The sequence below is a fragment of the Enterobacter sp. 2VL genome (assembly GCF_005503595.1).
Lineage (GTDB): Bacteria > Pseudomonadota > Gammaproteobacteria > Enterobacterales > Enterobacteriaceae > Enterobacter > Enterobacter cancerogenus.
On the sequence record NZ_SCNE01000002.1, the window covers coordinates 410,444 to 436,455 of the forward strand.

Annotated in this window: 25 protein-coding genes; 23 read left to right on the forward strand and 2 right to left on the reverse strand. The window is 55.4% G+C overall.

What is annotated here, in order from left to right; translation table 11 throughout:
* Positions 1 to 144: 144 nt before the first annotated feature.
* The 9 genes from FFS28_RS06350 (at position 145) to rihA (ending at position 8,820) form a co-directional block, all read left to right on the forward strand.
* Positions 145 to 1,191 (forward strand): PhoH family protein, encoded by a 1,047-nt coding sequence (locus FFS28_RS06350; protein WP_058610666.1) that lies wholly within the window; start codon positions 145 to 147, stop codon positions 1,189 to 1,191.
* Complete coding sequence (gene ybeY / locus FFS28_RS06355; RefSeq protein ID WP_006177156.1) at positions 1,188 to 1,655, forward strand: rRNA maturation RNase YbeY; 468 nt, start codon at positions 1,188 to 1,190, stop codon at positions 1,653 to 1,655. Before FFS28_RS06350 ends, ybeY begins: the two co-directional genes overlap by 4 nt.
* Positions 1,656 to 1,744: 89 nt before the next feature.
* Complete coding sequence (gene corC, locus FFS28_RS06360; protein ID WP_006177155.1) at positions 1,745 to 2,623, forward strand: CNNM family magnesium/cobalt transport protein CorC; 879 nt, start codon at positions 1,745 to 1,747, stop codon at positions 2,621 to 2,623.
* Between the two features lie 5 nt (positions 2,624 to 2,628).
* A complete protein-coding gene (gene lnt / locus FFS28_RS06365) occupies positions 2,629 to 4,167 on the forward strand; it encodes an apolipoprotein N-acyltransferase (protein ID WP_058610664.1) in 1,539 nt (512 codons plus the stop codon).
* 396 nt (positions 4,168 to 4,563) lie between these two features.
* Positions 4,564 to 5,469: an amino acid ABC transporter substrate-binding protein gene (locus FFS28_RS06370; protein ID WP_137849069.1), complete on the forward strand. Its 906-nt coding sequence runs from the start codon at positions 4,564 to 4,566 to the stop codon at positions 5,467 to 5,469.
* A 156-nt stretch (positions 5,470 to 5,625) separates the two neighbouring features.
* Complete coding sequence (gene gltJ, locus FFS28_RS06375; RefSeq protein WP_058610663.1) at positions 5,626 to 6,366, forward strand: glutamate/aspartate ABC transporter permease GltJ; 741 nt, start codon at positions 5,626 to 5,628, stop codon at positions 6,364 to 6,366.
* Complete coding sequence (gene gltK / locus FFS28_RS06380) at positions 6,366 to 7,040, forward strand: glutamate/aspartate ABC transporter permease GltK (RefSeq protein ID WP_006177150.1); 675 nt, start codon at positions 6,366 to 6,368, stop codon at positions 7,038 to 7,040. Before gltJ ends, gltK begins: the two co-directional genes overlap by 1 nt.
* Positions 7,040 to 7,765: an amino acid ABC transporter ATP-binding protein gene (locus FFS28_RS06385; protein ID WP_006177149.1), complete on the forward strand. Its 726-nt coding sequence runs from the start codon at positions 7,040 to 7,042 to the stop codon at positions 7,763 to 7,765. Before gltK ends, FFS28_RS06385 begins: the two co-directional genes overlap by 1 nt.
* A 119-nt stretch (positions 7,766 to 7,884) precedes the next feature.
* Entirely contained in the window at positions 7,885 to 8,820 is a 936-nt protein-coding gene (rihA, locus tag FFS28_RS06390; protein WP_042320981.1) for a pyrimidine-specific ribonucleoside hydrolase RihA, read from the forward strand.
* Between the two features lie 52 nt (positions 8,821 to 8,872).
* Here rihA and FFS28_RS06395 read toward each other — a convergent pair whose 3' ends face one another.
* Entirely contained in the window at positions 8,873 to 9,355 is a 483-nt protein-coding gene (locus FFS28_RS06395; RefSeq protein ID WP_006177147.1) for a zinc ribbon-containing protein, read from the reverse strand.
* A 214-nt stretch (positions 9,356 to 9,569) separates the two neighbouring features.
* Between FFS28_RS06395 and leuS the strand changes: the two genes are divergently transcribed.
* The 14 genes from leuS to lipA all read left to right on the forward strand — a co-directional run bounded on the left by leuS (position 9,570) and on the right by lipA (position 24,547).
* Complete coding sequence (leuS, locus tag FFS28_RS06400; protein WP_171007386.1) at positions 9,570 to 12,152, forward strand: leucine--tRNA ligase; 2,583 nt, start codon at positions 9,570 to 9,572, stop codon at positions 12,150 to 12,152.
* A gap of 14 nt (positions 12,153 to 12,166) precedes the next feature.
* Positions 12,167 to 12,736: an LPS assembly lipoprotein LptE gene (gene lptE, locus FFS28_RS06405; protein WP_058610659.1), complete on the forward strand. Its 570-nt coding sequence runs from the start codon at positions 12,167 to 12,169 to the stop codon at positions 12,734 to 12,736.
* On the forward strand, positions 12,736 to 13,767 hold the full coding sequence (gene holA / locus FFS28_RS06410) for a DNA polymerase III subunit delta (protein ID WP_137849071.1): 1,032 nt from the start codon (positions 12,736 to 12,738) through the stop codon (positions 13,765 to 13,767). The genes lptE and holA overlap by 1 nt, the downstream gene beginning before the upstream one ends.
* Entirely contained in the window at positions 13,760 to 14,425 is a 666-nt protein-coding gene (gene nadD, locus FFS28_RS06415; protein WP_137849072.1) for a nicotinate-nucleotide adenylyltransferase, read from the forward strand. The genes holA and nadD overlap by 8 nt, the downstream gene beginning before the upstream one ends.
* Before the next feature lie 269 nt (positions 14,426 to 14,694).
* Positions 14,695 to 15,012 carry a ribosome silencing factor gene (gene rsfS, locus FFS28_RS06420; protein ID WP_006177142.1) on the forward strand — a complete coding sequence of 106 codons (318 nt, stop codon included), beginning with the start codon at positions 14,695 to 14,697 and terminating at the stop codon, positions 15,010 to 15,012.
* Positions 15,013 to 15,015: 3 nt separating this feature from the next.
* Complete coding sequence (rlmH, locus tag FFS28_RS06425) at positions 15,016 to 15,483, forward strand: 23S rRNA (pseudouridine(1915)-N(3))-methyltransferase RlmH (protein WP_003858701.1); 468 nt, start codon at positions 15,016 to 15,018, stop codon at positions 15,481 to 15,483.
* Positions 15,484 to 15,511: 28 nt separating this feature from the next.
* The gene (gene mrdA / locus FFS28_RS06430; protein WP_006177140.1) at positions 15,512 to 17,413 is read left to right on the forward strand and encodes a peptidoglycan DD-transpeptidase MrdA; all 1,902 of its coding nucleotides are present in this window, start codon (positions 15,512 to 15,514) and stop codon (positions 17,411 to 17,413) included.
* A gap of 3 nt (positions 17,414 to 17,416) precedes the next feature.
* On the forward strand, positions 17,417 to 18,529 hold the full coding sequence (gene mrdB / locus FFS28_RS06435; RefSeq protein ID WP_006177138.1) for a peptidoglycan glycosyltransferase MrdB: 1,113 nt from the start codon (positions 17,417 to 17,419) through the stop codon (positions 18,527 to 18,529).
* Positions 18,530 to 18,545: 16 nt separating this feature from the next.
* Positions 18,546 to 19,685: an endolytic peptidoglycan transglycosylase RlpA gene (gene rlpA, locus FFS28_RS06440; protein ID WP_137849073.1), complete on the forward strand. Its 1,140-nt coding sequence runs from the start codon at positions 18,546 to 18,548 to the stop codon at positions 19,683 to 19,685.
* Between the two features lie 139 nt (positions 19,686 to 19,824).
* On the forward strand, positions 19,825 to 21,036 hold the full coding sequence (dacA, locus tag FFS28_RS06445) for a D-alanyl-D-alanine carboxypeptidase DacA (RefSeq protein WP_006177136.1): 1,212 nt from the start codon (positions 19,825 to 19,827) through the stop codon (positions 21,034 to 21,036).
* A 106-nt stretch (positions 21,037 to 21,142) separates the two neighbouring features.
* The gene (ybeD, locus tag FFS28_RS06450; protein WP_006177135.1) at positions 21,143 to 21,406 is read left to right on the forward strand and encodes a DUF493 family protein YbeD; all 264 of its coding nucleotides are present in this window, start codon (positions 21,143 to 21,145) and stop codon (positions 21,404 to 21,406) included.
* 94 nt (positions 21,407 to 21,500) lie between these two features.
* Positions 21,501 to 22,142, forward strand: coding sequence for a lipoyl(octanoyl) transferase LipB (gene lipB / locus FFS28_RS06455; protein WP_137849074.1), 642 nt, complete (start codon positions 21,501 to 21,503; stop codon positions 22,140 to 22,142).
* Between the two features lie 290 nt (positions 22,143 to 22,432).
* Positions 22,433 to 23,386, forward strand: coding sequence for a YbeF family transcriptional regulator (locus FFS28_RS06460; protein WP_058610656.1), 954 nt, complete (start codon positions 22,433 to 22,435; stop codon positions 23,384 to 23,386).
* A 195-nt stretch (positions 23,387 to 23,581) separates the two neighbouring features.
* Positions 23,582 to 24,547 carry a lipoyl synthase gene (lipA, locus tag FFS28_RS06465; RefSeq protein ID WP_006177132.1) on the forward strand — a complete coding sequence of 322 codons (966 nt, stop codon included), beginning with the start codon at positions 23,582 to 23,584 and terminating at the stop codon, positions 24,545 to 24,547.
* A gap of 57 nt (positions 24,548 to 24,604) precedes the next feature.
* Here lipA and FFS28_RS06470 read toward each other — a convergent pair whose 3' ends face one another.
* Entirely contained in the window at positions 24,605 to 25,927 is a 1,323-nt protein-coding gene (locus FFS28_RS06470; protein WP_137849075.1) for an IS4 family transposase, read from the reverse strand.
* Positions 25,928 to 26,012 lie beyond the last annotated feature (85 nt).

Genomic DNA, 26,012 nt, shown 5'->3' on the forward strand with positions numbered 1-26,012 from the left:
CTTGTAATTCCTTTCTTCACCCCCAATATGCATAGCATTGCTTGCGCCTTTATTCTATGGCGTGAATAATTTCATTAATGACGGTTTTATGATGCCCCTCGGTGATGAGCTAACGGGCCTTCTGAACAATCAAAGAGGAACGGTTTGAATATAGACACGCGTGAAATTAGCCTTGAGCCCGCAGACAACGCTCGCCTGCTGAGCCTGTGCGGGCCGTTTGATGACAACATCAAACAACTGGAGCGACGTCTGGGTATCGAAATCAATCGTCGCGATAATCATTTCAAACTCACCGGCCGCCCCATCTGCGTTAACGCGGCGGCGGATATTCTGCGTAGTCTGTATGTTGATACCGCCCCGATGCGCGGCGAAACGCAGGACATCGAACCGGAACAGATCCACCTCGCCATCAAAGAGGCGCGCGTGCTTGAACAAAGCGCGGAAAGCGTGCCGGACTACGGCAAGGCGATCAACATCAAGACCAAGCGCGGCGTCATCAAACCACGCACGCCGAACCAGGCGCAGTACATCGCCAATATCCTCGACCATGATATTACTTTCGGCGTCGGCCCGGCGGGTACGGGTAAAACCTATCTTGCCGTCGCCGCGGCGGTCGATGCCCTGGAGCGCCAGGACGTTCGCCGCATTCTGCTGACGCGCCCTGCCGTGGAAGCGGGTGAAAAGCTGGGCTTCCTGCCGGGCGATTTGAGCCAGAAGGTTGACCCGTATCTGCGCCCGCTGTACGACGCGCTGTTCGAGATGCTGGGCTTTGAGAAAGTCGAAAAGCTCATTGAGCGCAACGTGATTGAAGTGGCACCCCTGGCCTACATGCGTGGCCGTACGCTCAACGATGCGTTCATCATTCTTGATGAAAGCCAGAACACCACCATCGAACAGATGAAGATGTTCCTGACGCGTATCGGCTTCAACTCAAAAGCGGTGATTACCGGTGACGTCACGCAGATTGACCTGCCGCGCAGCACCAAATCTGGCCTGCGCCACGCAATTGAAGTGCTGGCAGAGGTCGATGAAATCAGCTTTAACTTCTTCCACAGTGAAGATGTTGTGCGCCACCCTGTCGTGGCACGCATTGTAAACGCTTATGAGGCCTGGGAAGAGGCCGATCAGAAGCGCAGGGCCGAACTGGCCGCAGAACGTAAGCGCGACGCGCAGGAGCAAGAACATAAATGAGTCAGGTGATCCTCGATTTACAGCTGGCCTGTGAAGATAATTCCGGCATGCCAGATGAGGCACAGTTTCAGACGTGGCTGGACGCCGTTATCCCCCAGTTTCAGGAAGAATCAGAAGTTACGATTCGCCTGGTGGACGAAGCGGAAAGCCACGAACTTAACCTGACCTACCGTGGGAAAGATAAGCCGACCAACGTACTCTCTTTCCCGTTTGAAGCGCCACCGGGCATGGAAATGCCGCTGCTGGGCGATCTGATCATCTGCCGTCAGGTGGTTGAGCAGGAAGCGAAAGAGCAGCAGAAGCCGCTCGACGCCCACTGGGCGCATATGGTGGTGCACGGCAGCCTGCATCTGTTGGGCTACGACCACATCGACGATGACGAAGCGGAAGAGATGGAGTCCCTCGAGACAGAGATAATGCTTGCTCTGGGCTATGAGGATCCGTACATTGCCGAGAAAGAATAGTCAGTCCGTTGACCGACTCACATGCTGCCGCGCAGGGATATAGCGCGGCGGTAAACGTTGAACTAACAAGAGAACCCTTAACAAACGCCATGAGCGACGACAATTCACACAGTAGCGACAACACCAACACTAAAAAGGGATTTTTCTCCCTCATCCTGAGCCAGCTTTTCCACGGTGAACCAAAAAACCGTGATGAACTGCTGGAGCTGATCCGTGATTCCGGGCAAAACGACCTTATCGACGACGATACGCGCGAAATGCTCGAAGGCGTCATGGACATTGCCGACCAGCGCGTCCGCGATATCATGATCCCCCGCTCGCAGATGATCACCCTGAAACGCAACCAGACGCTGGACGAGTGCCTCGATGTGATCATCGAATCTGCCCACTCGCGTTTCCCGGTCATCAGCGAAGATAAAGATCACATCGAAGGGATCCTGATGGCGAAAGATCTGCTGCCGTTTATGCGCAGCGATGCCGAAGCCTTCAGCATGGAAAAAGTGTTACGCCAGGCCGTGGTTGTGCCGGAAAGTAAACGTGTGGATCGGATGCTGAAAGAGTTTCGCTCTCAGCGTTACCACATGGCGATTGTAATTGATGAGTTTGGCGGCGTGTCCGGTCTGGTCACTATCGAAGATATCCTTGAGCTTATCGTGGGCGAAATCGAAGACGAGTATGACGAAGAAGAAGATATCGACTTCCGTCAGCTCAGCCGCCACACCTGGACGGTGCGCGCGCTGGCCTCGATTGAAGACTTCAACGATGCATTCGGCACGCACTTCAGCGATGAAGAGGTGGACACCATTGGCGGGCTGGTGATGCAGGCCTTTGGTCATCTTCCGGCGCGCGGCGAGACCGTTGACATCGACGGTTACCAATTCAAAGTCGCCATGGCCGACAGCCGACGTATTATTCAGGTTCACGTCAGAACGCCGGACGACTCACCGGTGCCAAAACTGGAAGATTAATGTAAATGGCATTTGCCCCATTGCTTGAACGCCAGCGCGTCCGTTTGCTGCTGGCGCTGTTGCTCGGAGCCAGCGGTACGCTGGCTTTTTCTCCTTACGACATCTGGCCTGCTGCCCTCCTCTCCCTGATGGGATTACAGGGGTTAACCCTGAATCGCCGCCCGGTGCAAGCCGCTGCTATCGGCTATTTCTGGGGGCTTGGGCTGTTCGGTTCCGGCATTAACTGGGTGTATGTCAGCATCGCTCAGTTTGGCGGAATGCCGGGCCCGGTAAACGTCTTCCTGGTGGTCCTGCTCGCCGCCTACCTTTCGCTGTATACCGGCCTGTTTGCCGGCATTCTCTCTCGCCTGTGGCCGAAAACGAGCTGGCTGCGCGTTGCCATCGCCGCACCGGTTGTCTGGCAAATTACCGAGTTCCTGCGCGGTTGGGTGCTGACTGGCTTCCCGTGGCTGCAGTTCGGCTATAGCCAGATCGACGGCCCGCTAAAAGGGCTGGCACCGGTAATGGGCGTTGAGGCGATAAACTTCCTGCTGATGGTGGTGAGCGGCCTGCTGGTGCTGGCGCTGGTAACCCGCAACTGGAAAGCGCTGGTCGCTGCCCTCGTACTGTTCGCCCTGCCTTTCCCGCTGCGCTATATCCAGTGGTATAACCTCGTGCCCGAGCGCGCGACGCAGGTTTCTCTGGTGCAGGGGGATATCCCGCAGTCGATGAAGTGGGATGAGAACCAGCTGATCAACACCCTGAAAATTTACGCCGGTGCCACCGAAAAGGTGATGGGGAAATCTCAGCTGATTATCTGGCCGGAATCCGCGATTCCCGATCTGGAAATCAACCAGCAACCGTTCCTGAAGATGATGGACGCCCTGCTGCGCGCACACGGCAGTACGCTGATCACCGGGATTGTAGACGCGCGTCTGAACACGCAAAACCGTTATGACACCTACAACACCATCATCACGCTTGGCAAAGACAGCGAGTACAGCTACACCTCGACCGATCGCTACAACAAGAACCACCTTGTGCCGTTTGGCGAATTTGTTCCGCTGGAGTCAATTCTGCGCCCGCTGGCACCGTTCTTCGATCTGCCGATGTCTTCGTTCAGCCGCGGTCCGTACGTTCAGCCGCAGCTGCACGCGCACGGTTTTGCCCTCACGGCGGCCATTTGCTATGAGATCATCCTCGGCGAGCAGGTACGCGATAACTTCCGCCCGGATACCGACTATCTGCTGACCATCTCGAATGATGCGTGGTTTGGTAAGTCGATTGGCCCGTGGCAGCACTTCCAGATGGCGCGTATGCGTTCCCTGGAGCTGGCGCGTCCGCTGCTACGCAGCACCAACAACGGCATTACCGCCGTGATTGGTCCGCAGGGGGATATTCAGGCTATGATCCCGCAGTTTACCCGCGACGTGCTGACCACGACCGTGACGCCAGCCACCGGCCTGACGCCATACGCCCGCACCGGCAACTGGCCGCTGTGGATTTTGACCGCGCTGTTTGGTTTTGGCGCCGTGCTGATGGGCCTTCGTCAGCGTCGTCGATAATCTCACCTCTTCCTGCCGGGTGGCGCTGACGCTTACCCGGCCTACTTTCTCCATTTCGCTTCCGAAGGCGTAGCCGCCACCCGACAATCCCGTCATCTTTCCAACTCTGGCACATCTATTGCTTTGTTTATTCCCGCAAACGCAATCTGGCTTAACGTGCACCTGACCGCACCAGCACTGAGCGTCCCTGGCACCGAAACGGTGCAATGAGAGATTTTTGCCTCTGAATGGTGCGGCGCGCTTCGCAAAAATAAACAATAACGCAGCAAAATCTTTACATTAAGCCAGACTAAATGTTAACAAGCTTGCATAACACTGCACTCGCGTTGCGCGAGATATAACAACATCACAATGGGTATCAATGCGTCACTGGCGCTGATAAGAAAGGAGTTGGGTATGCAATTACGTAAACTGGCCACAGCACTGCTGGTTATGGGAATGTCCGCAGGCGTCGTTCACGCTGAAGACGCGCCGGCTGCCGGAAGCACCCTCGCCAAGATTGCCAAAAACGGCGTGATCGTGGTCGGCCACCGTGAATCTTCCGTCCCGTTCTCTTACTACGATAACACGCAAAAAGTCGTGGGCTATTCACAGGACTACTCCAACGCCATCGTTGAAGCTGTGAAGAAAAAGCTGAACAAACCAGACCTGCAGGTGAAGCTGATTCCAATCACCTCGCAGAACCGTATCCCACTGCTGCAAAACGGCACCTTTGATTTTGAATGCGGTTCCACCACCAACAACCTGGAACGCCAGAAACAGGCCGCCTTCTCCGATACCATCTTCGTCGTGGGCACCCGTCTGCTGACCAAGAAAGGCGGCGATATTAAAGATTTCGCGGATCTGAAAGGTAAAGCGGTTGTCGTGACCTCCGGTACCACTTCAGAAGTGCTGCTCCACAAGCTGAATGACGACAAGAAAATGGATATGCGCATCATCAGCGCGAAAGACCACGGTGACTCCTTCCGTACGCTGGAAAGCGGTCGTGCCGTCGCGTTTATGATGGATGACGCTCTGCTGGCGGGTGAACGTGCGAAGGCGAAGAAACCAGACAACTGGGAGATCGTCGGTACCGCGCAGTCAAAAGAAGCCTACGGCTGTATGCTGCGTAAAGACGATGCGGACTTCAAAAAGCTGATCGATGACACCATCGCGCAGGCGCAGACCTCCGGCGAAGCGGCAAAATGGTTCGACAAGTGGTTCAAGAACCCGATTCCACCGAAAAACCTGAACATGAACTTTGAACTGTCTGACGACATGAAAGCGCTGTTCAAATCACCAAACGACAAAGCTCTTAACTAATTAGAAATACAGGGGCGGGATCTCCTGCCCTCTCGATTGTCGGGAAGCATGGACAGACTCTACGCTGAGTGGCTCGTTCCCCACTCAGCGCGAAAAATGAGCTTCTCACCAATCTTCGAGGGTAGCGCTGCTACCCTTTTTTTTCTGGAGTTTATTATGTCAATTGACTGGAACTGGGGCATCTTTCTACAGCAAGCCCCGTTCGGCAACACCACCTACCTTGGCTGGCTGTGGAGCGGCTTTCAGGTCACCGTGGCGCTATCGATAACGGCGTGGATCATCGCGTTTCTTATCGGTTCGCTGTTCGGTATTCTGCGCACCGTCCCCAACCGTTTCCTCTCTTCTCTTGGCACGCTCTATGTGGAACTGTTCCGTAACGTTCCGCTGATTGTGCAGTTCTTTACCTGGTATCTGGTTATCCCGGAACTGCTGCCGGAAAACATCGGCATGTGGTTCAAGGCAGAGCTGGATCCGAACGTGCAGTTCTTCGTCTCTTCAATGCTGTGTCTGGGCCTGTTCACCGCTGCGCGCGTGTGCGAACAGGTGCGTGCCGCCATTCAGTCGCTGCCACGCGGGCAAAAGAATGCGGCCCTGGCAATGGGGCTGACCCTGCCGCAGGCCTACCGCTACGTGTTGCTGCCTAACGCCTATCGCGTCATCGTGCCACCGATGACCTCAGAGATGATGAACCTGGTGAAAAACTCGGCCATCGCCTCGACCATCGGCCTGGTGGATATGGCCGCGCAGGCGGGCAAGCTGCTGGATTATTCCGCCCATGCGTGGGAATCCTTTACGGCCATTACGCTCGCCTATGTTCTGATAAACGCTTTCATCATGCTGGTGATGAACCTGGTTGAACGCAAAACTCGCCTGCCGGGCAATCTGGGGGGTAAATAATGTACGAGTTTGACTGGAGTTCTATCGTTCCTTCCCTGCCTTACCTGCTTGATGGCCTGGCGATCACGTTAAAGATCACCGTGATTGCCATTATCGTCGGGATTGTCTGGGGCACCCTGCTGGCAGTGATGCGCCTGTCGAGCTTTAAGCCGCTCGCCTGGTTTGCAACGGCCTACGTTAACGTCTTCCGCTCTATCCCGCTGGTGATGGTGCTGCTGTGGTTTTACCTGATCGTTCCCGGTTTTCTGCAAAACGTACTGGGGCTGTCGCCAAAAACCGATATCCGGCTGATCTCCGCCATGGTGGCGTTCTCCATGTTCGAGGCCGCGTACTACTCCGAGATTATTCGCGCCGGTATTCAGAGCATCTCCCGCGGACAATCCAGCGCGGCGCTGGCGCTGGGCATGACGCACTGGCAGTCCATGAAGCTGATTATTCTGCCGCAGGCGTTTCGCGCCATGGTTCCGCTCCTGCTGACGCAGGGCATCGTCCTGTTCCAGGATACGTCGCTGGTCTACGTTCTGAGCCTGGCGGACTTCTTCCGTACCGCATCCACTATCGGCGAACGTGACGGTACGCAGGTTGAGATGGTCCTCTTCGCGGGCGGGGTCTATTTTGTGATTAGTTTAAGCGCGTCGCTGTTGGTCAGCTGGCTGAAGAAAAGGACGGTATAATGATTTCCCTGAAAAATGTTTCTAAATGGTATGGGCACTTTCAGGTGCTGACCGACTGCTCCACCGAAGTGAAAAAAGGCGATGTGGTGGTCGTGTGCGGGCCGTCCGGGTCCGGTAAATCGACGCTTATTAAAACCGTCAACGGCCTGGAGCCGGTGCAGCAGGGTGAAATTGTGGTCAACGGCACGAAGGTCAATGACAAGAAAACGAACCTTGCTCAGTTGCGTTCTCACGTCGGCATGGTGTTCCAGCATTTTGAGCTGTTCCCGCATCTCTCGATTATTGAGAACCTGACCCTGGCGCAGGTGAAAGTGCTTAAGCGTGATAAAAAAGCGGCGCGTGAGAAAGGGCTGAAGTTACTGGAGCGCGTGGGGTTGACGGCCCATGCCGATAAATTCCCGGCACAGCTGTCCGGCGGACAGCAACAGCGCGTAGCGATTGCCCGCGCCTTGTGCATGGACCCGGTGGCGATGCTGTTCGATGAACCGACTTCCGCGCTCGATCCGGAGATGATCAACGAAGTGCTGGACGTGATGGTCGAACTGGCGCACGAAGGGATGACCATGATGGTTGTTACCCATGAAATGGGCTTCGCCCGCAAAGTGGCTAACCGCGTGATCTTCATGGACGAAGGCAAAATCGTGGAAGACTCCCCGAAAGAGGCGTTCTTCGCTGATCCGAAATCTGAACGCGCAAAAGACTTCCTCGCCAAAATCCTGCATTAATTTTCCGGAGCGCAATCTGCGGATTGCGCTCCGCTTCACGCTTTGCCTCTCTTCTTCTCGTCGGCGCGACAGTGCAGCGTTAACCTTGTCACACAATAACGCCAGTAATGGAGAACCCTATGGCACAGCCCATTATTCTCGATTGCGATCCGGGTCATGATGACGCGATCGCCCTCGTCCTTGCCCTCGCCTCCCCCGAGCTTGACGTCAAAGCCGTCACCTCGTCTGCGGGGAACCAGACGCCAGAGAAAACCCTGCGCAACGTCCTGCGGATGCTGACGCTGTTAAAGCGCACCGATATCCCGGTCGCTGGCGGCGCGCTAAAACCGCTGATGCGCGAACTGATCATTGCCGACAACGTTCACGGCGAAAGTGGGCTGGACGGCCCGGCATTACCAGAGCCAGCATTCGCGCCGCAACCCTGCACCGCCGTTGAGCTGATGGCGAAGGTACTGCGTGAAAGCGCAGAGCCCGTGACGCTGGTGGCAACCGGTCCGCAGACCAACGTCGCACTGCTGCTCAACAGCCACCCTGAGCTGCACCGCAACATTGCCCAAATCGTGATTATGGGCGGCGCGATGGGGCTGGGAAACTGGACGCCTGCGGCCGAATTCAACATCTTTGTTGATCCGGAAGCAGCGGAGATTGTCTTCCAGTCTGGCCTGCCGATCGTCATGGCGGGGCTTGACGTGACTCACCGGGCGCAAATTATGGCCCAGGACATCGAACGGTTCCGTTCTGTGGGGAACCCGGTTGCGACGACGGTGGCGGAGCTGCTCGACTTCTTTATGGAGTATCACAAAGCCGAAAAATGGGGCTTTAGCGGCGCGCCGCTGCATGACCCTTGTACCATCGCCTGGCTGCTGAAGCCGGAGATGTTTACCACGGTGGACCGCTGGGTCGGCGTGGAGACGCAGGGGAAATACACGCAGGGGATGACGGTGGTGGACTACTATTCGCTGACGGGAAATGCGCCGAATACGACGGTGATGGTAGATATCGACCGGGAAGCGTTTGTGGATTTGCTGGCAGAGAGACTGGCTTATTACAGGTAGGCCCGCGATTCTCCCTCTCCCACTGGGAGAGGGAATGTTACTTCGCTTTTACCTAGGGTTCAAAGGGCCGGCGCTGGAACTGATCGTGCCCGCATTTCGGGCACAGCGGCAGCACGTCGGGGGTATAGACCGCAATGTGATGATGACACTTCTCGCAAACCAGATTGCCCAACCCCACCACTTCGCCGCTGTGGTACACGCCGTGGTGGTTGAGATCCTGAAATACCTCGCGCCACTCCAGTTGGGTTTTATCGGTGATGTCCGCCAGTTCCTGCCACAGGCTCTCTTTGATCACCCGCATAAAGACGCTGTCGACCACCTCGTCCTGGCTCTCTTCGTAGCTGCGCGCAAACTCTTCCAGATCGCGGCGCACTGCGCGAGTCACCTCTTCAACTTCGGTTCGCGTTAGCTCACCCGTTTGCGTCACCTTTGCGCGCGCCTGTTCGACCAGCGCATCGATATCACGCTCGCCATTACGCAGCCGCTCCGTCAGTGTTGCCACCAGTTCGCGGTAAAATTGAGCAACCTTGTTCATCCTTTTGCCTCCCGGGTAAGTAACTAACTCTAATAATAGACCTTATTTCGCCGCCGCTTTGTCAGGCGCGCCACAGACCCGGTAAATTCCTGCAAAGTGCATTTGTGCGAAAGGCTGTTTTGACGCGGGCGTTTGGGCTATGCTATGCGGATCTGAATTACCACATCCATTGGCTACATTTGTAGCTGTATTGAAAACAGGACCACTGGCTGCCATGCAAGAGCAATACCGCCCGGAAGAGATAGAATCAAAAGTCCAGCAACACTGGGACGAGAAGCGTACCTTTGAAGTAACCGAAGACGAGAGCAAAGAGAAGTATTACTGCCTGTCGATGCTTCCCTATCCTTCTGGTCGACTACACATGGGCCACGTGCGTAACTACACCATTGGCGATGTGATTGCTCGCTACCAGCGAATGCTTGGCAAAAACGTTCTTCAGCCGATCGGCTGGGATGCGTTCGGCCTGCCTGCTGAGGGTGCGGCGGTTAAAAACAACACGGCACCTGCGCCGTGGACGTACGACAACATTGCGTACATGAAAAACCAGCTCAAAATGCTGGGCTTCGGCTACGACTGGAGCCGCGAGCTGGCGACCTGTACCCCGGAATACTACCGCTGGGAGCAGAAATTCTTCACCGAGCTCTATAAAAAAGGGCTGGTCTACAAAAAAACCTCCGCCGTTAACTGGTGCCCGAACGATCAGACCGTTCTGGCGAACGAACAGGTTATCGACGGTTGCTGCTGGCGCTGCGATACCAAAGTTGAGCGTAAAGAGATCCCGCAGTGGTTTATCAAAATCACCGCCTACGCTGACGAGCTGCTGAACGATCTGGACAAGCTTGACCACTGGCCAGACACCGTTAAAACCATGCAGCGCAACTGGATTGGCCGTTCTGAAGGGGTAGAGATCACCTTCAACGTGGACAACTACGATCAGCCGCTGACCGTTTACACCACCCGTCCGGATACCTTCATGGGCGCGACCTACCTGGCCGTGGCCGCAGGTCACCCGCTGGCGCAGAAAGCGGCAGAAAACAATCCGGAACTGGCGACCTTCATCGACGAATGCCGCAACACCAAAGTGGCCGAAGCCGACATGGCGACGATGGAGAAGAAAGGCGTTGCGACCGGTTACTACGCTAAGCATCCGCTGACTGGCGATGCGATCCCGGTGTGGGCCGCAAACTTCGTGCTGATGGAGTACGGCACGGGTGCCGTGATGGCCGTTCCGGGTCACGATCAGCGCGACTACGAGTTTGCCACCAAATACGGTCTGGACATCAAGCCTGTTATCCTGGCTGCTGACGGTTCTGAACCGGACTTGTCCGAACATGCGCTGACCGAAAAAGGCACGCTGTTCAACTCCGGCGAGTTTAGCGGCCTGAGCTTCGAAGACGGTTTTAACGCCATTGCCGATAAACTGGCCTCTCTGGGCGTTGGCGAACGTAAAGTGAACTTCCGTCTGCGCGACTGGGGCGTTTCCCGTCAGCGTTACTGGGGTGCGCCAATCCCAATGGTGACGCTGGAAGATGGCACCGTGCTGCCCACCCCAGAAGATCAGCTGCCGGTGATCCTGCCAGAAGATGTGGTCATGGACGGCATCACCAGCCCGATCAAAGCCGATCCTGAGTGGGCAAAAACCACCGTTAACGGTCAGCCTGCGCTGCGTGAAACCGACACCTTCGACACCTTTATGGAGTCATCATGGTACTACGCGCGCTACACCTGCCCGCAGTATCAGGAAGGCATGCTGGACGCTGACGCGGCAAACTACTGGCTGCCGGTGGATATCTACATCGGTGGTATCGAGCACGCCATCATGCACCTGCTCTACTTCCGCTTCTTCCACAAGCTGATGCGCGACGCAGGCATGGTGAACTCTGATGAACCGGCGAAACAGCTGCTGTGTCAGGGTATGGTGCTGGCGGATGCGTTCTACTACGTGGGTGCTAACGGCGAGCGTAACTGGGTATCTCCGGTTGATGCCATCGTTGAGCGCGACGAAAAAGGCCGTATCGTGAAGGCAAAAGACGCCGAAGGTCATGAACTGGTTTATACCGGCATGAGCAAGATGTCCAAGTCGAAAAACAACGGTATTGACCCGCAGGTGATGGTTGAGCGTTACGGCGCGGATACCGTGCGTCTGTTCATGATGTTTGCCTCTCCGGCAGACATGACGCTTGAATGGCAGGAGTCCGGCGTTGAAGGGGCAAACCGCTTCCTGAAACGCGTCTGGAAACTGGTTTACGAGCACACCTCACAGGGCGATGCGCCGTCGCTGAACGTAGCGGCACTGACTGAAGATCAGCAGGCACTGCGTCGTGATGTTCATAAAACAATCGCGAAAGTGACCGATGATATTGGTCGTCGTCAGACCTTCAATACCGCAATTGCGGCTATTATGGAACTGATGAACAAGCTGGCAAAAGCCCCGCAGGAAGGCGAGCAGGATCGTGCCCTGATGCGTGAAGCGCTGCTGGCTGTGGTTCGCATGCTGAACCCGTTCACTCCGCACGCCAGCTTCACCCTGTGGCAGGAGCTGAAAGGCGAAGGTGATATCGATAACGCACCGTGGCCGGTAGCCGATGAATCAGCCATGGTGGAAAACACCACGCTGGTGGTTGTGCAGGTCAACGGCAAAGTGCGCGGTAAAATTACCGTGGCTGTCGACGCCACCGAAGAACAGGTTCGCGAGCGTGCCGGCCAGGAACCTCTGGTGGCGAAATATCTTGAGGGCGTTACCGTGCGTAAAGTGATCTACGTACCGGGCAAACTGCTCAATCTGGTCGTTGGCTAAGCGCGGGAGGAAACGTGCGACAACTGGCAACAATACTCTTATCCCTGGCGGTGCTTGTCACCGCAGGCTGTGGCTGGCATCTGCGCAACACTACGGCAGTGCCTGCTAACATGAAAACGATGATCTTTGATTCATCCGATCCGAATGGCCCACTCAGCCGGGCGATCCGCAACCAGCTGCGTCTGAATGGCGTTGAGATTATCGAAAAAGACACGCTGCGCCAGGATGTACCGTCATTCCGCGTCACCGGCTCGACGCTGAGTAAAGATACCGCCTCTATCTTCCAGGATGGGCGTACGGCGGAATATCAGATGGTCATGTCGGTTAACGCAGCCGTGCTGATCCCGGGTAAAGATATCTATCCGATCAGCACCAAGGTCTACCGTTCGTTCTTTGATAACCCGCAAACTGCGCTGGCGAAAGATGCTGAGCAGGCGATTATCATCAACGAAATGTATGACAAGGCAGCCGAGCAGCTGATCCGTAAGCTGCCAAGCATTGCCGCGTCGACGAAACCGGGCTCAGATATCATCGACCAGCCGGAGGCAAACTCGCCGCCGGTGACTACCTCGATGGGTAACTGATGATCAGGTTGTATCCTGAACAACTCCGCGCGCAGCTCAATGAAGGGCTGCGCGCGGCGTATCTGTTACTGGGCAACGATCCGCTCTTACTTCAGGAAAGCCTTGATGCCGTTCGACACGTCGCGGCGGCTCAGGGTTTTGATGAACACCACACCTTCCAGCTTGATAACAGCACTGACTGGAACGCCCTCTTTTCAGTGTGTCAGGCGATGAGCCTGTTTGCGTCACGTCAGACCATCCAGCTTCTGCTGCCAGAAAACGGCCCAAATGCGGCTATCAATGAGCAACTCGCTACGCTGGTCAGCCTGCTGCACAGCGATTTATTGCTGATCGTGCGCGGCAATAAGCTCACCAAAGCGCAGGAGAACGCGGCATGGGTTACCCAGCTTGCGACAAACGCCGTGCTGGTTACCTGCCAGACGCCGGAACAGGCGCATCTGCCAAAATGGGTTGCCACGCGGGCAAAGCAGCATAATCTCCAGCTGGATGACGCCGCGAATCAGCTGCTGTGCTACTGCTATGAAGGCAACCTGCTGGCCCTGGCCCAGGCGCTGGATCGCCTCGCCCTGCTGTGGCCTGATGGCAAACTGCCCCTGCCCCGCGTTGAACAAGCCGTTAACGATGCCGCCCACTTCACCCCCTTCCACTGGGTTGATGCCCTGCTTGCGGCAAAGAGCAAGCGCGCCCTGCATATTTTGCAGCAGCTCAGGCTGGAAGGCAGTGAACCGGTCATCTTGCTGCGTACGCTTCAGCGTGAACTGTTACTGCTGATTACGCTCAAGCGCCAGTCCGCACACGCTCCCCTGCGATCGCTGTTTGATAAACACCGTGTCTGGCAGAATCGCCGGGCGATGACCACCGAAGCGGTACAACGCCTGAGCCATGAGCAACTGCGTCAGGCAGTGCAACTGTTGATGCGCGCCGAGCTGACGCTGAAGCAGGATTATGGGCAGTCGATATGGGCGGAGCTGGAAAGCCTCTCTCTGCTGCTTTGCCACAAGGCGCTCGCCGACGTTTTTATTGATGGATAATATGCATTCTCTTCAGGCGCTATATGGCGGCACCTTCGATCCGGTCCATTACGGGCATCTCAAGCCGGTAGAAATTCTGGCTAACCTGATTGGCCTGCAGCGAGTCATTATCATGCCCAACAATGTTCCACCGCATCGCCCGCAGCCTGAGGCAACCAGCGAACAGCGTAAAGCGATGCTCGCCCTGGCCATTGCTGATAAGCCGCTCTTTACCCTCGACGAGCGTGAACTGCAGCGCGACGCCCCCTCCTGGACATCGCAAACGCTGCAGGAGTGGCGCGATGAGCAAGGGCCGCACGCGCCGCTGGCATTCATTATCGGGCAGGATTCCTTGCTGAATTTCCCGAGCTGGCATCAGTACGAAACCATCCTGAACAACAGCCATCTGATCGTAACCCGCCGTCCGGGCTACCCCCTGACCATGCGCGAAGAACAGCATCAGCAGTGGCTGGATACCCACCTGACGAACAACGTTGAGGATCTGCATAACCTGCCTGCCGGGAAGATTTATCTTGCCGATACGCCATGGTTTGATATTTCGGCGACCCTCATCCGCGAGCGCCTGCAGCAGGGATTATCCTGCGACGAACTGATGCCCGCCGCCGTGCTGGACTATATTCATCAGCACGGGCTGTATCAGAAAAGTACAGACGCATAATGCTGGCACACGAAAACCGGGCTTATTGATTATCCTGCCTTGACAGGGTAAGCCATACTGTTATCCTCCGCTGCCAGACTTTCCCGCCAGTCATTGCTTTACAGAAATTGTTTTACAAAAATGGCGATGCAATCTCAGGCGGGGGGTGGGATGATACCCGCCTTCAAAAGCCCGGCCGGTGACATTTGTCCCGACACTGGCGTCAGTTCAGGTATACTGTCTGGCCACGAATTCACAGTTGTACAATCTCATTCACCCAGGGGGAAAACTTGCAGGGTAAAGCACTCCAGGATTTTGTTATCGACAAAATTGATGACCTGAAAGGTCAGGACATCATCGCTATCGACGTTAAGGGTAAATCCAGCATCACCGACTGCATGATCATCTGCACCGGCACGTCCACTCGCCATGTTGCTTCCATTGCCGACCATGTCGTTCAGGAATCACGCGCAGCAGGGCTTTATCCGCTTGGCGTTGAAGGTGAAGCGACCGCTGACTGGGTGGTTGTCGATCTCGGCGATGTGATTGTCCACGTCATGCAGGACGAGAGCCGTCGCCTGTATGAGCTGGAAAAACTCTGGGGTTAATGCGTGAAGTTGCAACTGGTCGCCGTCGGCACCAAAATGCCGGACTGGGTACAAACCGGTTTTACTGAGTATCTGCGTCGTTTCCCAAAAGATATGCCGTTCGAACTGGTGGAGATCCCGGCAGGAAAGCGCGGCAAGAACGCCGATATCAAACGTATTCTCGATAAAGAGGGAGAGCTGATGCTGGCTGCCGCAGGCAAAAACCGCATCGTGACCCTCGATATCCCGGGTAAACCCTGGGATACGCCGCAGCTGGCGCACGAACTGGAGCGCTGGAAGCAGGATGGACGCGACGTCAGTCTGTTGATTGGCGGCCCGGAAGGTCTCTCCCCTGCCTGCAAAGCGGCGGCAGAACAAAGTTGGTCTCTCTCCGCGCTGACGCTTCCCCATCCCCTCGTTCGGGTGCTGGTGGCCGAAAGCCTGTATCGCGCGTGGAGCATTACTACCAACCACCCCTATCACCGCGAGTAATGACTGACCAGGGTAGATTAAGCAGCGGATGAAACTACAGAATTCTTTTCGCGACTATACGGCTGAGTCCGCGCTGTTTGTGCGCCGGGCAGTGGTCGCCTTTTTGGGGATTTTGCTGCTGACCGGCGTGCTGATCGCCAACCTCTATAATCTGCAAATTGTCCGCTATACCGATTACCAGACGCGTTCAAACGAAAACCGCATCAAGCTTGTCCCTATTGCGCCAAGCCGCGGCATCATTTACGACCGTAACGGTACGCCGCTGGCGTTGAACCGCACCATCTATCAAATCGAGATGATGCCGGAGAAAGTCGACAATGTGCAGGACACGCTGAACGCGCTGCGAAACGTGGTCGATCTCACCGACGATGACATCGCTGCCTTTAAAAAAGAGCGCGCCCGTTCGCACCGCTTCACCTCTATTCCGGTCAAAACGAACCTCACCGAAGTGCAGGTCGCCCGTTTTGCCGTGAACCAGTATCGCTTCCCCGGCGTTGAGGTCAAAGGCTATAAGCGTCGCTACTATCCTTATGGCTCTGCGCTGACGCACGTAATCGGCTATGTGTCCAAAATTAACGATAAAGACGTCGACCGCCTCGATAAAGACGGCAAGCTAGCTAACTACGCCGCGACGCATGATATCGGTAAGCTTGGGATAGAGCGCTATTACGAGGACGTTCTGCACGGCCAGACCGGTTATGAAGAGGTTGAGGTCAACAACCGTGGCCGCGTGATCCGCCAGCTGAAAGAGGTACCGCCTCAGGCGGGCCACGACGTCTATCTGACGCTCGACCTCAAACTGCAGCAGTATATCGAAACCTTGCTGACCGGCAGCCGCGCCGCTGTCGTCGTCACCGACCCGCGAACCGGCGGGATCCTGGCAATGGTTTCCATGCCCAGCTACGACCCGAACCTTTTCGTGGATGGTATCTCCAGCAAAGATTATTCCGGCCTGCTGAATGACCCGAACACGCCGCTGGTTAACCGCGCTACGCAGGGTGTCTACCCTCCTGCATCGACGGTTAAACCTTATGTCGCCGTCTCTGCCCTGAGCGCGGGCGTGATCAACCGCAATACCAGCCTGTTCGACCCCGGCTGGTGGCAACTGCCGGGTTCTGAAAAACGCTACCGTGACTGGAAGAAGTGGGGACACGGTCATCTGAACGTCACCAAATCGCTGGAAGAATCTGCGGATACCTTCTTCTACCAGGTCGCCTATGATATGGGGATTGATCGCCTGTCCGAGTGGATGAGCAAGTTCGGCTATGGGCACTATACCGGCATTGACCTCTCCGAAGAACGCTCGGGCAACATGCCAACCCGTGAATGGAAGCAGAAACGCTTTAAAAAACCCTGGTATCAGGGTGATACCATTCCGGTCGGTATCGGTCAGGGTTACTGGACGGCAACGCCGATACAGATGAACAAAGCGATGATGATCCTCATCAACGATGGCGTGGTGAAAGTTCCGCACCTGCTGCAAAGTACGGTTGAGGACGGTAAAAAAGTCCCGTGGATCCAGCCGCACGAACCGCCGGTGGGCGATATCCATTCCGGATTCTGGGAAATTGCCAAAGACGGCATGTACGGCGTAGCAAACCGGGCCAACGGTACCGCGCACAAATATTTCGCCGGAGCGCCTTATAAAGTCGCCGCGAAATCCGGTACGGCGCAGGTATTTGGCCTGAAAGCGAACGAGACCTATAACGCGCACCGCATTGCCGAACGCCTGCGTGACCACAAGCTGATGACGGCGTTTGCCCCTTACGATAACCCGCAGGTTGCGGTCGCGATGATCCTGGAAAACGGCGGTGCGGGTCCGGCTGTGGGGACAATCATGCGCCAGATCCTCGACCATATCATGCTGGGTGATAACAACACCGAACTGCCTGCTGAAAACCCGGCAGCCGCTGCGGCGGAGGACCAATAAATCATGACGGATAATCCGAACAAAAAATCGCTGTGGGATAAGATTCACATCGACCCCGCTATGCTGCTGATTCTCCTGGCGCTGCTGGTCTACAGCGCGCTGGTCATCTGGAGCGCCAGCGGCCAGGACATTGGCATGATGGAACGTAAAGTCGGCCAGATTGCGATGGGCCTGGTCATTATGGTGGTGATGGCGCAAATCCCGCCGCGTGTTTACGAAGGCTGGGCGCCCTACCTCTATATCTTCTGTATCGTGCTGTTGGTGGCCGTAGATGCCTTTGGGGCAATTTCCAAAGGGGCGCAGCGCTGGCTGGACCTCGGGATCGTCCGCTTCCAGCCTTCGGAAATCGCTAAAATCGCCGTTCCGCTGATGGTGGCGCGCTTTATCAACCGCGACGTCTGTCCGCCTTCACTGAAAAATACCGCGATTGCGCTGGTGTTGATTTTCCTGCCTACGCTGCTGGTGGCGGCGCAGCCTGACCTCGGCACCTCTATCCTTATCGCGCTGTCCGGCCTGTTTGTGCTGTTCTTGTCTGGCCTGAGCTGGCGGTTAATTGGCATTGCCGTGGTGCTGGTGGCGGCCTTTATCCCGATCCTGTGGTTCTTCCTGATGCATGATTATCAACGCCAGCGCGTGATGATGCTGCTTGATCCGGAAACCGATCCGCTGGGCGCGGGCTATCATATTATTCAGTCCAAGATCGCCATCGGTTCCGGCGGTCTGCGCGGTAAAGGCTGGCTTCACGGGACCCAGTCACAGCTGGAGTTCTTGCCGGAGCGCCATACTGACTTTATCTTTGCCGTCCTGGCCGAAGAGCTGGGACTGGTCGGCATCCTCATCCTGCTGGCGCTCTATGTGCTGCTGATCATGCGCGGGCTGTGGATTGCCGCACGGGCGCAAACCACCTTTGGCCGCGTCATGGCTGGTGGATTGATGCTGATTTTATTCGTTTATGTCTTCGTAAATATTGGTATGGTGAGTGGTATTCTGCCCGTTGTTGGCGTCCCGCTCCCGCTGGTCAGTTACGGGGGCTCGGCACTGATCGTGTTGATGGCCGGGTTTGGTATCGTCATGTCGATCCATACCCACAGAAAAATGTTGTCCAAAAGCGTATAAAAATAAGGGGATCGCAATGCGTAAGCAGTGGCTGGGGATCTGTATCGCCGCAAGTTTACTTGCAGCCTGTACGAGTGATGATGGTCAGCAACAGGCAACTGTCGCGCCGCCGCAGCCAGCGGTCTGTAATGGCCCGATAGTTGAGATCAGCGGTGCCGATCCTGTTTATGAACCGCTTAACGCCAGCGCGAATCAGGATTACCAGCGCGACGGTAAAGGCTACAAAATCGTTCAGGACCCGTCCCGCTTCAGCCAGGCGGGATTAGCGGCCATCTATGACGCTGAACCAGGCAGTAACCTGACGGCGTCTGGTGAAACGTTCGATCCGATGCAAATTACCGCGGCGCATCCCACGCTGCCTATCCCGAGCTATGCCCGCGTCACCAACCTGGCCAATGGGCGCATGATTGTGGTGCGTATTAACGATCGGGGCCCGTACGGTAATGACCGGGTGATCTCCCTGTCGCGCGCGGCAGCTGACCGCCTGAACACCTCGAACAATACCAAAGTACGCATCGATCCTATCATTGTGGCGCAGGATGGTACGCTCTCCGGCCCGGGTACCGCCTGTACGACGGTCGCCAAACAGACCTACGCCCTTCCCGCTCGCCCAGACCTGAGCGGCGGTATGGGTGGCGCATCCACGCCAGCTGAACCTGCTCAGCCGCAGGGTGAAGTACGCGCTATCAGCAACGATACCTTACAGAGTGATGACAGCACGGGCGCCCCGGTTAAAAGCAGCGGTTTCCTTGGCGCACCAACGACCTTAGCATCGGGCGTGCTGGAAGGCAGCGAGCCAACGCCAGCGCCTGTTGTCGCTGCGCCTGCGGTGACTGAACCTGTAGTGACTGCACCCGTCACTCAGCCCGCGCCTGTTACCGCACCGGGCACAGCGCAAAGCGCGCCGGTTGCTGCACCCGCGGCTGCCAGCGGTGGCTTTGTGGTTCAGGTCGGTGCCGTAAGCGATCAGGCTCGCGCGAAGCAGTACCAGCAACGCCTGAGCCAGCAGTTCAGCGTGCCGGGCCGCGTTGAGCAAAACGGTGCGGTGTGGCGCATTCAGATGGGACCGTTTGCCAGCAAATCGCAGGCAGCGGCTCTGCAACAGCGTCTGCAAAGCGAAGCGCAGTTGCAGTCGTTCATCGTTGTTGCAAAATAATGATTCGGCGGTATCCGAAATGTCAATTTGTGTAAAACACATTCACAAACTCATGCTTAAAGTCGGATGCCTGCCTGTATAGCTTTTGCTATAGTAAGGCACTTTTTTTAATTCCATCACGGATGTCGTAGTTCTGACCATGAAGACCACTTTTTCTGCTCGTTTTGTGCAGCGCATGGCGCTGACCACGGCCCTTTGTGCAGCGGCTCTCTCCGCGGCGCATGCCGATGACCTGAACATCAAGACCATGATCCCTGGCGTTCCGCAGATCGACGCGGAATCCTACATCCTGATCGACTACAACTCTGGCAAGGTTCTGGCAGAACAGAACGCCGATGCCCGCCGCGATCCGGCGAGCCTGACCAAAATGATGACCAGCTACGTTATCGGTCAGGCAATGAAGGCAGGCAAGTTCAAAGAAACCGATCTGGTGACCATTGGTAACGATGCCTGGGCCACCGGTAACCCGGTCTTCAAAGGCTCATCGCTGATGTTCCTGAAACCTGGCATGCAGGTGCCTGTTTCTCAGCTGATCCGTGGTATCAACCTGCAGTCCGGAAACGACGCCTGCGTCGCCATGGCCGATTTTGCGGCGGGCAGCCAGGACGCTTTCGTGGGCCTGATGAACAGCTACGTTACTGCGCTGGGTCTCAAAAACAGCCACTTCCAGACCGTTCACGGCCTGGATGCTGAAGGTCAGTACAGCTCCGCGCGCGACATGGCGCTGATCGGCCAGGCGCTGATCCGCGATGTGCCGAACGAGTACACCATCTATAAAGAGAAAGAGTTCACCTTCAACGGTATTCGCCAGACCAACCGTAACGGCCTGCTGTGGGACAACAGCCTGAACGTTGACGGCATCAAAACGGGTCATACCGAAAAAGCCGGCTACAACCTGGTCGCTTCGGCTACCGAAGGCCAGATGCGCCTGATCTCAGCCGTGATGGGCGGACGAACCTTCAAGGGCCGTGAAACCGAAAGCAAAAAGCTGCTGACCTGGGGCTTCCGCTTCTTCGAAACGGTGAACCCGCTTAAAGCAGGCAAAGAGTTTGCTTCCGAGCCGGTCTGGTTCGGCGACAACGACCGTGCTTCTCTGGGCGTGGACAAAGATCTCTATCTGACCATTCCTCGCGGACGCATGAAAGATCTGAAAGCCAGCTACGTGCTCAACACCTCCGAACTGCACGCACCGCTGCAGAAAAACCAGGTTGTGGGGACTATCAACTTCCAGCTCGATGGTAAAACCATCGATCAGCGCCCGCTTGTGGTTCTGGATGAAATCCCGGAAGGCAACTTCTTCGGCAAAATCATTGATTACATTAAATTGATGTTCCATCACTGGTTCGGCTAAAAATTGAACACTTGAAAGTGTGATTTTGATCCCCATATATTAAGTATCCTGATAACTCCCACCCGATGTGGGAGTTATTCTTTTTTGACGTTACGCCGGAGCTGACATGAAAACCAAACTTAACGAACTGCTTGAATTCCCTACCTCATTTACTTACAAAGTAATGGGTCTGGCGAAACCTGAGCTGGTTGATCAGGTGGTTGAAGTGGTACAGCGCCATGCGCCGGGCGACTACTCTCCGTCGGTTAAGCCAAGCAGCAAAGGCAACTACCACTCGGTTTCTATCACCATCACTGCGACACACATTGAGCAGGTTGAGACGCTGTACGAAGAACTTGGCAATATCGAAATCGTTCGCATGGTGCTGTAGTCCCCTCGCGGTTACCCGGTTGGCCGGGTAACCCACCTCCCCGCTGTGATATACTCCTTGGCATCGTTTCTCGTCCCTCTTCGGAGTCGTCGTTTTGTACCAGGATAACATTCTTGTCCGCCATCTCGGGCTACAACCTTACGAACCTGTCTCCCAGGCTATGCATGATTTCACGGATTCACGCGATGAAACTACCCCGGATGAAATCTGGCTGGTAGAGCACCTTCCCGTGTTTACCCAGGGGCAGGCTGGAAAAGCTGAACATCTGCTGATGACCGGTGATATTCCGGTTATTCAAAGCGATCGCGGCGGGCAGGTGACCTACCACGGTCCAGGACAACAGGTGATGTACGTTCTGCTGGATTTAAAACGCAGAAAACTGGGCGTGCGCGAGCTGGTCACGCTGCTTGAACAAACGGTGGTGCGTACCCTGGCGGAATACAATATCGATGCACATCCCCGCGCTGATGCGCCCGGTGTGTACGTGGGAGAGATGAAAATTTGTTCGCTGGGGCTGCGTATTCGCAAGGGCTGTTCATTCCACGGGCTGGCGCTGAATATTAATATGGATCTCACCCCATTCCTGCGTATCAACCCGTGCGGCTATGCCGGGATGGAAATGACGCAAATGCGCCAGTGGGTCGAGAACGCGACGCCTGAAATAATTCGCCCTGTACTTCTAAACAACTTTTTAGCGCTGCTTAACAATCCTCCTTACGAATATATCACTGCTTAATATATTTCGCCCGGTGGCTCACTATTTGTCGAGCCACTGCTTATTTCCCGCTTTTACGCTTTACAATAATCCCCATATTCTATATTTTCGAAGCGCCCGCATATTAGCGTTACATATTATTTTGTTCCCTAATAGTCTTTGCTGCAGAGTGCATGTTACCGGCGTGATAATCACCCAACTGTTTGTTTTCACGAAACAAGTGAGGCGCGGGTAACACTTTACGAATCTCTACAGGCACAATAAATAAATTCAACTATCATTCATATTGTGAATGAATACGGAGTGAACGCGTGGAGTCTAATAATTTACCAGCTAAACGCCTGAATGAACCCGGTGGCGAGGATAAGCCGCAAATTTTTCGGACTTTACGTAATATTGATCTCAATTTGCTGACTATTTTTGAGGCAGTATATGTCCACAAGGGTATCGTTAATGCTGCGAAAATTCTTAATCTCACGCCCTCCGCAATTAGCCAGTCAATTCAAAAACTGCGCGCCATATTTCCCGATCCCTTATTTATTCGTAAAGGCCAGGGCGTAACGCCAACCGCTTACGCCACGCACCTGCATGAGTACATCAGCCAGGGGCTGGAATCGATACTCGGCGCGCTGGACTTAACCGGAAGCTATGACAAGCAGCGAACCATCACTATTGGTGCCTCTGCCTCTCTTGGCGTGCTGGTGATGCCGGCAATTTATCAGGCCATCAGGCAGCACGCGCCGCAGTTACTCATCCGCAACGTTCCCGTTCACGAACCTGAAGCGCAGCTGGCGCAGTTCCAGACCGATCTGATTATCGACATCAACAGTTTCAGTGCCAGAGCCCTGGGGCAAAACGTGCTTTATTCCGATGCGCTGGTACTGGTGTGTCGCCAGCACCACCCGGCACTCAGCCAGCCCGCCACGCTTGAGAACCTGCGCCTTTACGAACATGCCTCTTTCATGGCCGAGGGGCAAGGCTCCGCCCCGCTACGTCAGCGTCTTGATGAGCTCTTCCCGGACCGCCAGATTAGCTTTAGCAGTTACAATATGTTTACCGTAGCGTCACTGATTGGCGGGAGCGACATGCTGTGCGTCATGCCTTCGCGGCTGTTTACCCTGCTGCGCAAATGCTGGCCGCTGGAGCGTCTCGCCCTGAGCGAGTTGAATGGCGAATCCCTCGACATTTCGCTGCATTACAACAAGCTAAGTCTGCGCGATCCGGTACTGGAAAATGTCATCAATATCATCCGTCAGGCCTTCTGACAGACGAACCCAGCAGCCTGCAGGCCATAACGCACAAAACAACAACTATTTTACAATTTGGCGACCTGACAGGCTGCTTTATGGCCCTTATCAATGATATACTGCCTGTCGTTCGTTCAAAAATAGTTGATAAATACAACATTCCCTTGAATTGAAACGCTTTCCTTCGTTATTCGCAACTGGAACACGCACGCTATGAGTAAACCCATTGTGATGGAACGCGGTGTTAAATACCGCGATGCCGATAAAATGGCCCTTATCCCGGTTAAAAACGTGGCTACAGAGCGCGAAGCGCTGTTAAGAAAACCGGAATGGATGAAAATTAAACTTCCGGCCGACTCTTCACGTATTCAGGGGATCAAGGCAGCGATGCGCAAAAACGGTCTTCACTCTGTGTGTGAAGAAGCCTCTTGCCCTAACCTTGCTGAATGTTTCAATCACGGTACCGCAACCTTTATGATCCTGGGTGCAATCTGTACCCGCCGCTGTCCGTTCTGTGACGTTGCCCATGGCCGCCCTGTTGCGCCAGATGCGAACGAACCACAGAAACTGGCGCAGACCATTGCCGACATGGCGTTGCGTTACGTTGTTATCACCTCCGTTGACCGTGACGACCTGCGCGATGGCGGTGCTCAGCACTTTGCGGACTGCATTACGGCTATCCGCGAGAAAAGCCCAAGCATTAAGATTGAGACGCTGGTCCCTGACTTCCGTGGTCGTATGGACCGCGCGCTGGACATTCTGACGGCGACCCCGCCGGACGTCTTCAACCACAATCTGGAAAACGTGCCGCGTATCTATCGCCAGGTGCGCCCGGGTGCCGACTATAACTGGTCCCTGAAGCTGCTGGAGCGCTTTAAAGAAGCCCATCCGCATATCCCGACCAAGTCTGGTCTGATGGTGGGTCTCGGTGAAACCAACGCTGAAATCATTGAAGTGATGCGCGATCTGCGTCGCCACGGCGTGACTATGCTGACGCTGGGCCAGTACCTGCAGCCAAGCCGTCACCATTTGCCGGTACAGCGCTATGTCAGCCCGGATGAGTTCGATGAAATGAAAGCCGAAGCGATGGCGATGGGCTTTACCCACGCAGCGTGCGGGCCATTTGTTCGCTCTTCCTACCACGCCGACATGCAGGCGAAAGGCGAAGAAGTTAAATAATGCTGTAATAAACCGTTACAGTAATACAAAAAAACCGGCCTCATGAGCTAATGCTGGTCACTTAAGGTGACCAGCATTTTTTCTCGCCGGATATTTCTGGGCTTTTGCTCTTATTTCCCGGGGGTAACTTCGGTCTCTTCTTCCCGGTAATACCAGCCATTTTGCTTTTTCATACAACGTCCTTAACTCGCCCGGCATCTTACCCGGTGAAGCCCAGGGTAACGTTATCAGCAGCCTGGTGATTTCACTTACTGAGCCGCTAAAGCTCAGCTGATAAGGCAGATAATCGCCTTTCAGTTCGAACGCCATCCTTACCATCTGGTACCTCACCAGATTGTAAGTCAGCAGCACACCCCATAACTCCTGCCGCACCAGCTCCGGCAACCTGCTGCGTAACGTCCAGCGGCTGTCCAGCATCCCCTGTTTCGCTTCCCGGTAACCCAGTTCAATTTCCCATCGGTGGCGATATAACTCACTGATATCATTGCCCGGATAGCGATTCTGGTCTGTCAGGGATGTCAGGACCTGTCTTTCCCTGCCGTCAACCGTTCGGGTCAGCAACCTTGCCGTGAACCGTTCGGGGAGCGCAGGCCACTGTTTCCGGGCCTGCGGGCTGGTTTTCAGTTCCACAAGTTCGTCGCCACGTCCCAGTTTGCGCACGACTTCATATTGTGTGTTTTTTTTCAGCGGCAGAAGCCAGTGGCGTTTTTCTCCTGACGTCTGCCAGTGATGAAGCAGTCCCGGGGAGTAAAATCCTTTATCAAACAGTGTGATACTTGTATCCGGTGCTTTCTCTGCCAGCTGCGCTGCCAGCCGCATTTCGCTGACGTTTTCGCTGTCAAAGGCGCTGGCGTTAATCAGATGACTGCTGAGCTCCATCAGGCAGACCATCCGGACCTGCGGATAGCCGCCGGGACCGTTGCTCCCGGCAGGTCTGCTGAAGGCTGTGCTGTTTTCCGGCGTGTCTGGTGTACGCCAGACGACACCATCCACGGCAAACAGGTTCAGGCCGTGCCATTTCGGATGGGCCGCCTGTTCATTCCAGTGCTGCTGCGTAATGCTGAACAGCTCCCGCACGGCATCTTCCCCGAGCGTTTTCCGGCGCTGAATGACTGAGCTGCGGGCGGTGAAGGGTTCACCGGTCCTGTCAGTGATATCCATCAGATTCACGATTTCGGTCATGGGACGATTGCAGAAGATGGACATGCCAACGACAAGCCAGATCATGGATTCAAGAGGCAGTTTGCGTTTACGGAGCGTGACAGTATCAGTCAGCGTTAACGCCTTCTGAATGAATTCAGCGGGAATGAGATCAGAGAGGCTGCGTGCGTGCTCAGGGGAGGTGACATTAATAATGCCGAGTGCCTGTGAAAGTTCCATTTAAAAAGGGTCCATGCAGAAACATGAACCCTTTTTACACCAGCCACCGGATCGGTCAACTGATCCTTAAATGATCGGCATTACC

Bases quoted from the DNA above. Each gene is read 5' to 3' on its own strand.
- nadD (WP_137849072.1), top strand. From the start codon at position 13,760: ATGGATAATATGCATTCTCTTCAGGCGCTATATGGCGGCACCTTCGAT.
- rihA (WP_042320981.1), top strand. From the start codon at position 7,885: ATGGCACAGCCCATTATTCTCGATTGCGATCCGGGTCATGATGACGCG.
- lipA (WP_006177132.1), top strand. From the start codon at position 23,582: ATGAGTAAACCCATTGTGATGGAACGCGGTGTTAAATACCGCGATGCC.
- FFS28_RS06385 (WP_006177149.1), top strand. From the start codon at position 7,040: ATGATTTCCCTGAAAAATGTTTCTAAATGGTATGGGCACTTTCAGGTG.
- ybeY (WP_006177156.1), top strand. From the start codon at position 1,188: ATGAGTCAGGTGATCCTCGATTTACAGCTGGCCTGTGAAGATAATTCC.
- rlpA (WP_137849073.1), top strand. From the start codon at position 18,546: ATGCGTAAGCAGTGGCTGGGGATCTGTATCGCCGCAAGTTTACTTGCA.
- ybeD (WP_006177135.1), top strand. From the start codon at position 21,143: ATGAAAACCAAACTTAACGAACTGCTTGAATTCCCTACCTCATTTACT.
- holA (WP_137849071.1), top strand. From the start codon at position 12,736: ATGATCAGGTTGTATCCTGAACAACTCCGCGCGCAGCTCAATGAAGGG.
- FFS28_RS06395 (WP_006177147.1), bottom strand. From the start codon at position 9,355: ATGAACAAGGTTGCTCAATTTTACCGCGAACTGGTGGCAACACTGACG.
- lnt (WP_058610664.1), top strand. From the start codon at position 2,629: ATGGCATTTGCCCCATTGCTTGAACGCCAGCGCGTCCGTTTGCTGCTG.
- gltJ (WP_058610663.1), top strand. From the start codon at position 5,626: ATGTCAATTGACTGGAACTGGGGCATCTTTCTACAGCAAGCCCCGTTC.
- mrdB (WP_006177138.1), top strand. From the start codon at position 17,417: ATGACGGATAATCCGAACAAAAAATCGCTGTGGGATAAGATTCACATC.
- mrdA (WP_006177140.1), top strand. From the start codon at position 15,512: ATGAAACTACAGAATTCTTTTCGCGACTATACGGCTGAGTCCGCGCTG.
- gltK (WP_006177150.1), top strand. From the start codon at position 6,366: ATGTACGAGTTTGACTGGAGTTCTATCGTTCCTTCCCTGCCTTACCTG.
- corC (WP_006177155.1), top strand. From the start codon at position 1,745: ATGAGCGACGACAATTCACACAGTAGCGACAACACCAACACTAAAAAG.
- FFS28_RS06470 (WP_137849075.1), bottom strand. From the start codon at position 25,927: ATGGAACTTTCACAGGCACTCGGCATTATTAATGTCACCTCCCCTGAG.
- leuS (WP_171007386.1), top strand. From the start codon at position 9,570: ATGCAAGAGCAATACCGCCCGGAAGAGATAGAATCAAAAGTCCAGCAA.
- dacA (WP_006177136.1), top strand. From the start codon at position 19,825: ATGAAGACCACTTTTTCTGCTCGTTTTGTGCAGCGCATGGCGCTGACC.
- FFS28_RS06370 (WP_137849069.1), top strand. From the start codon at position 4,564: ATGCAATTACGTAAACTGGCCACAGCACTGCTGGTTATGGGAATGTCC.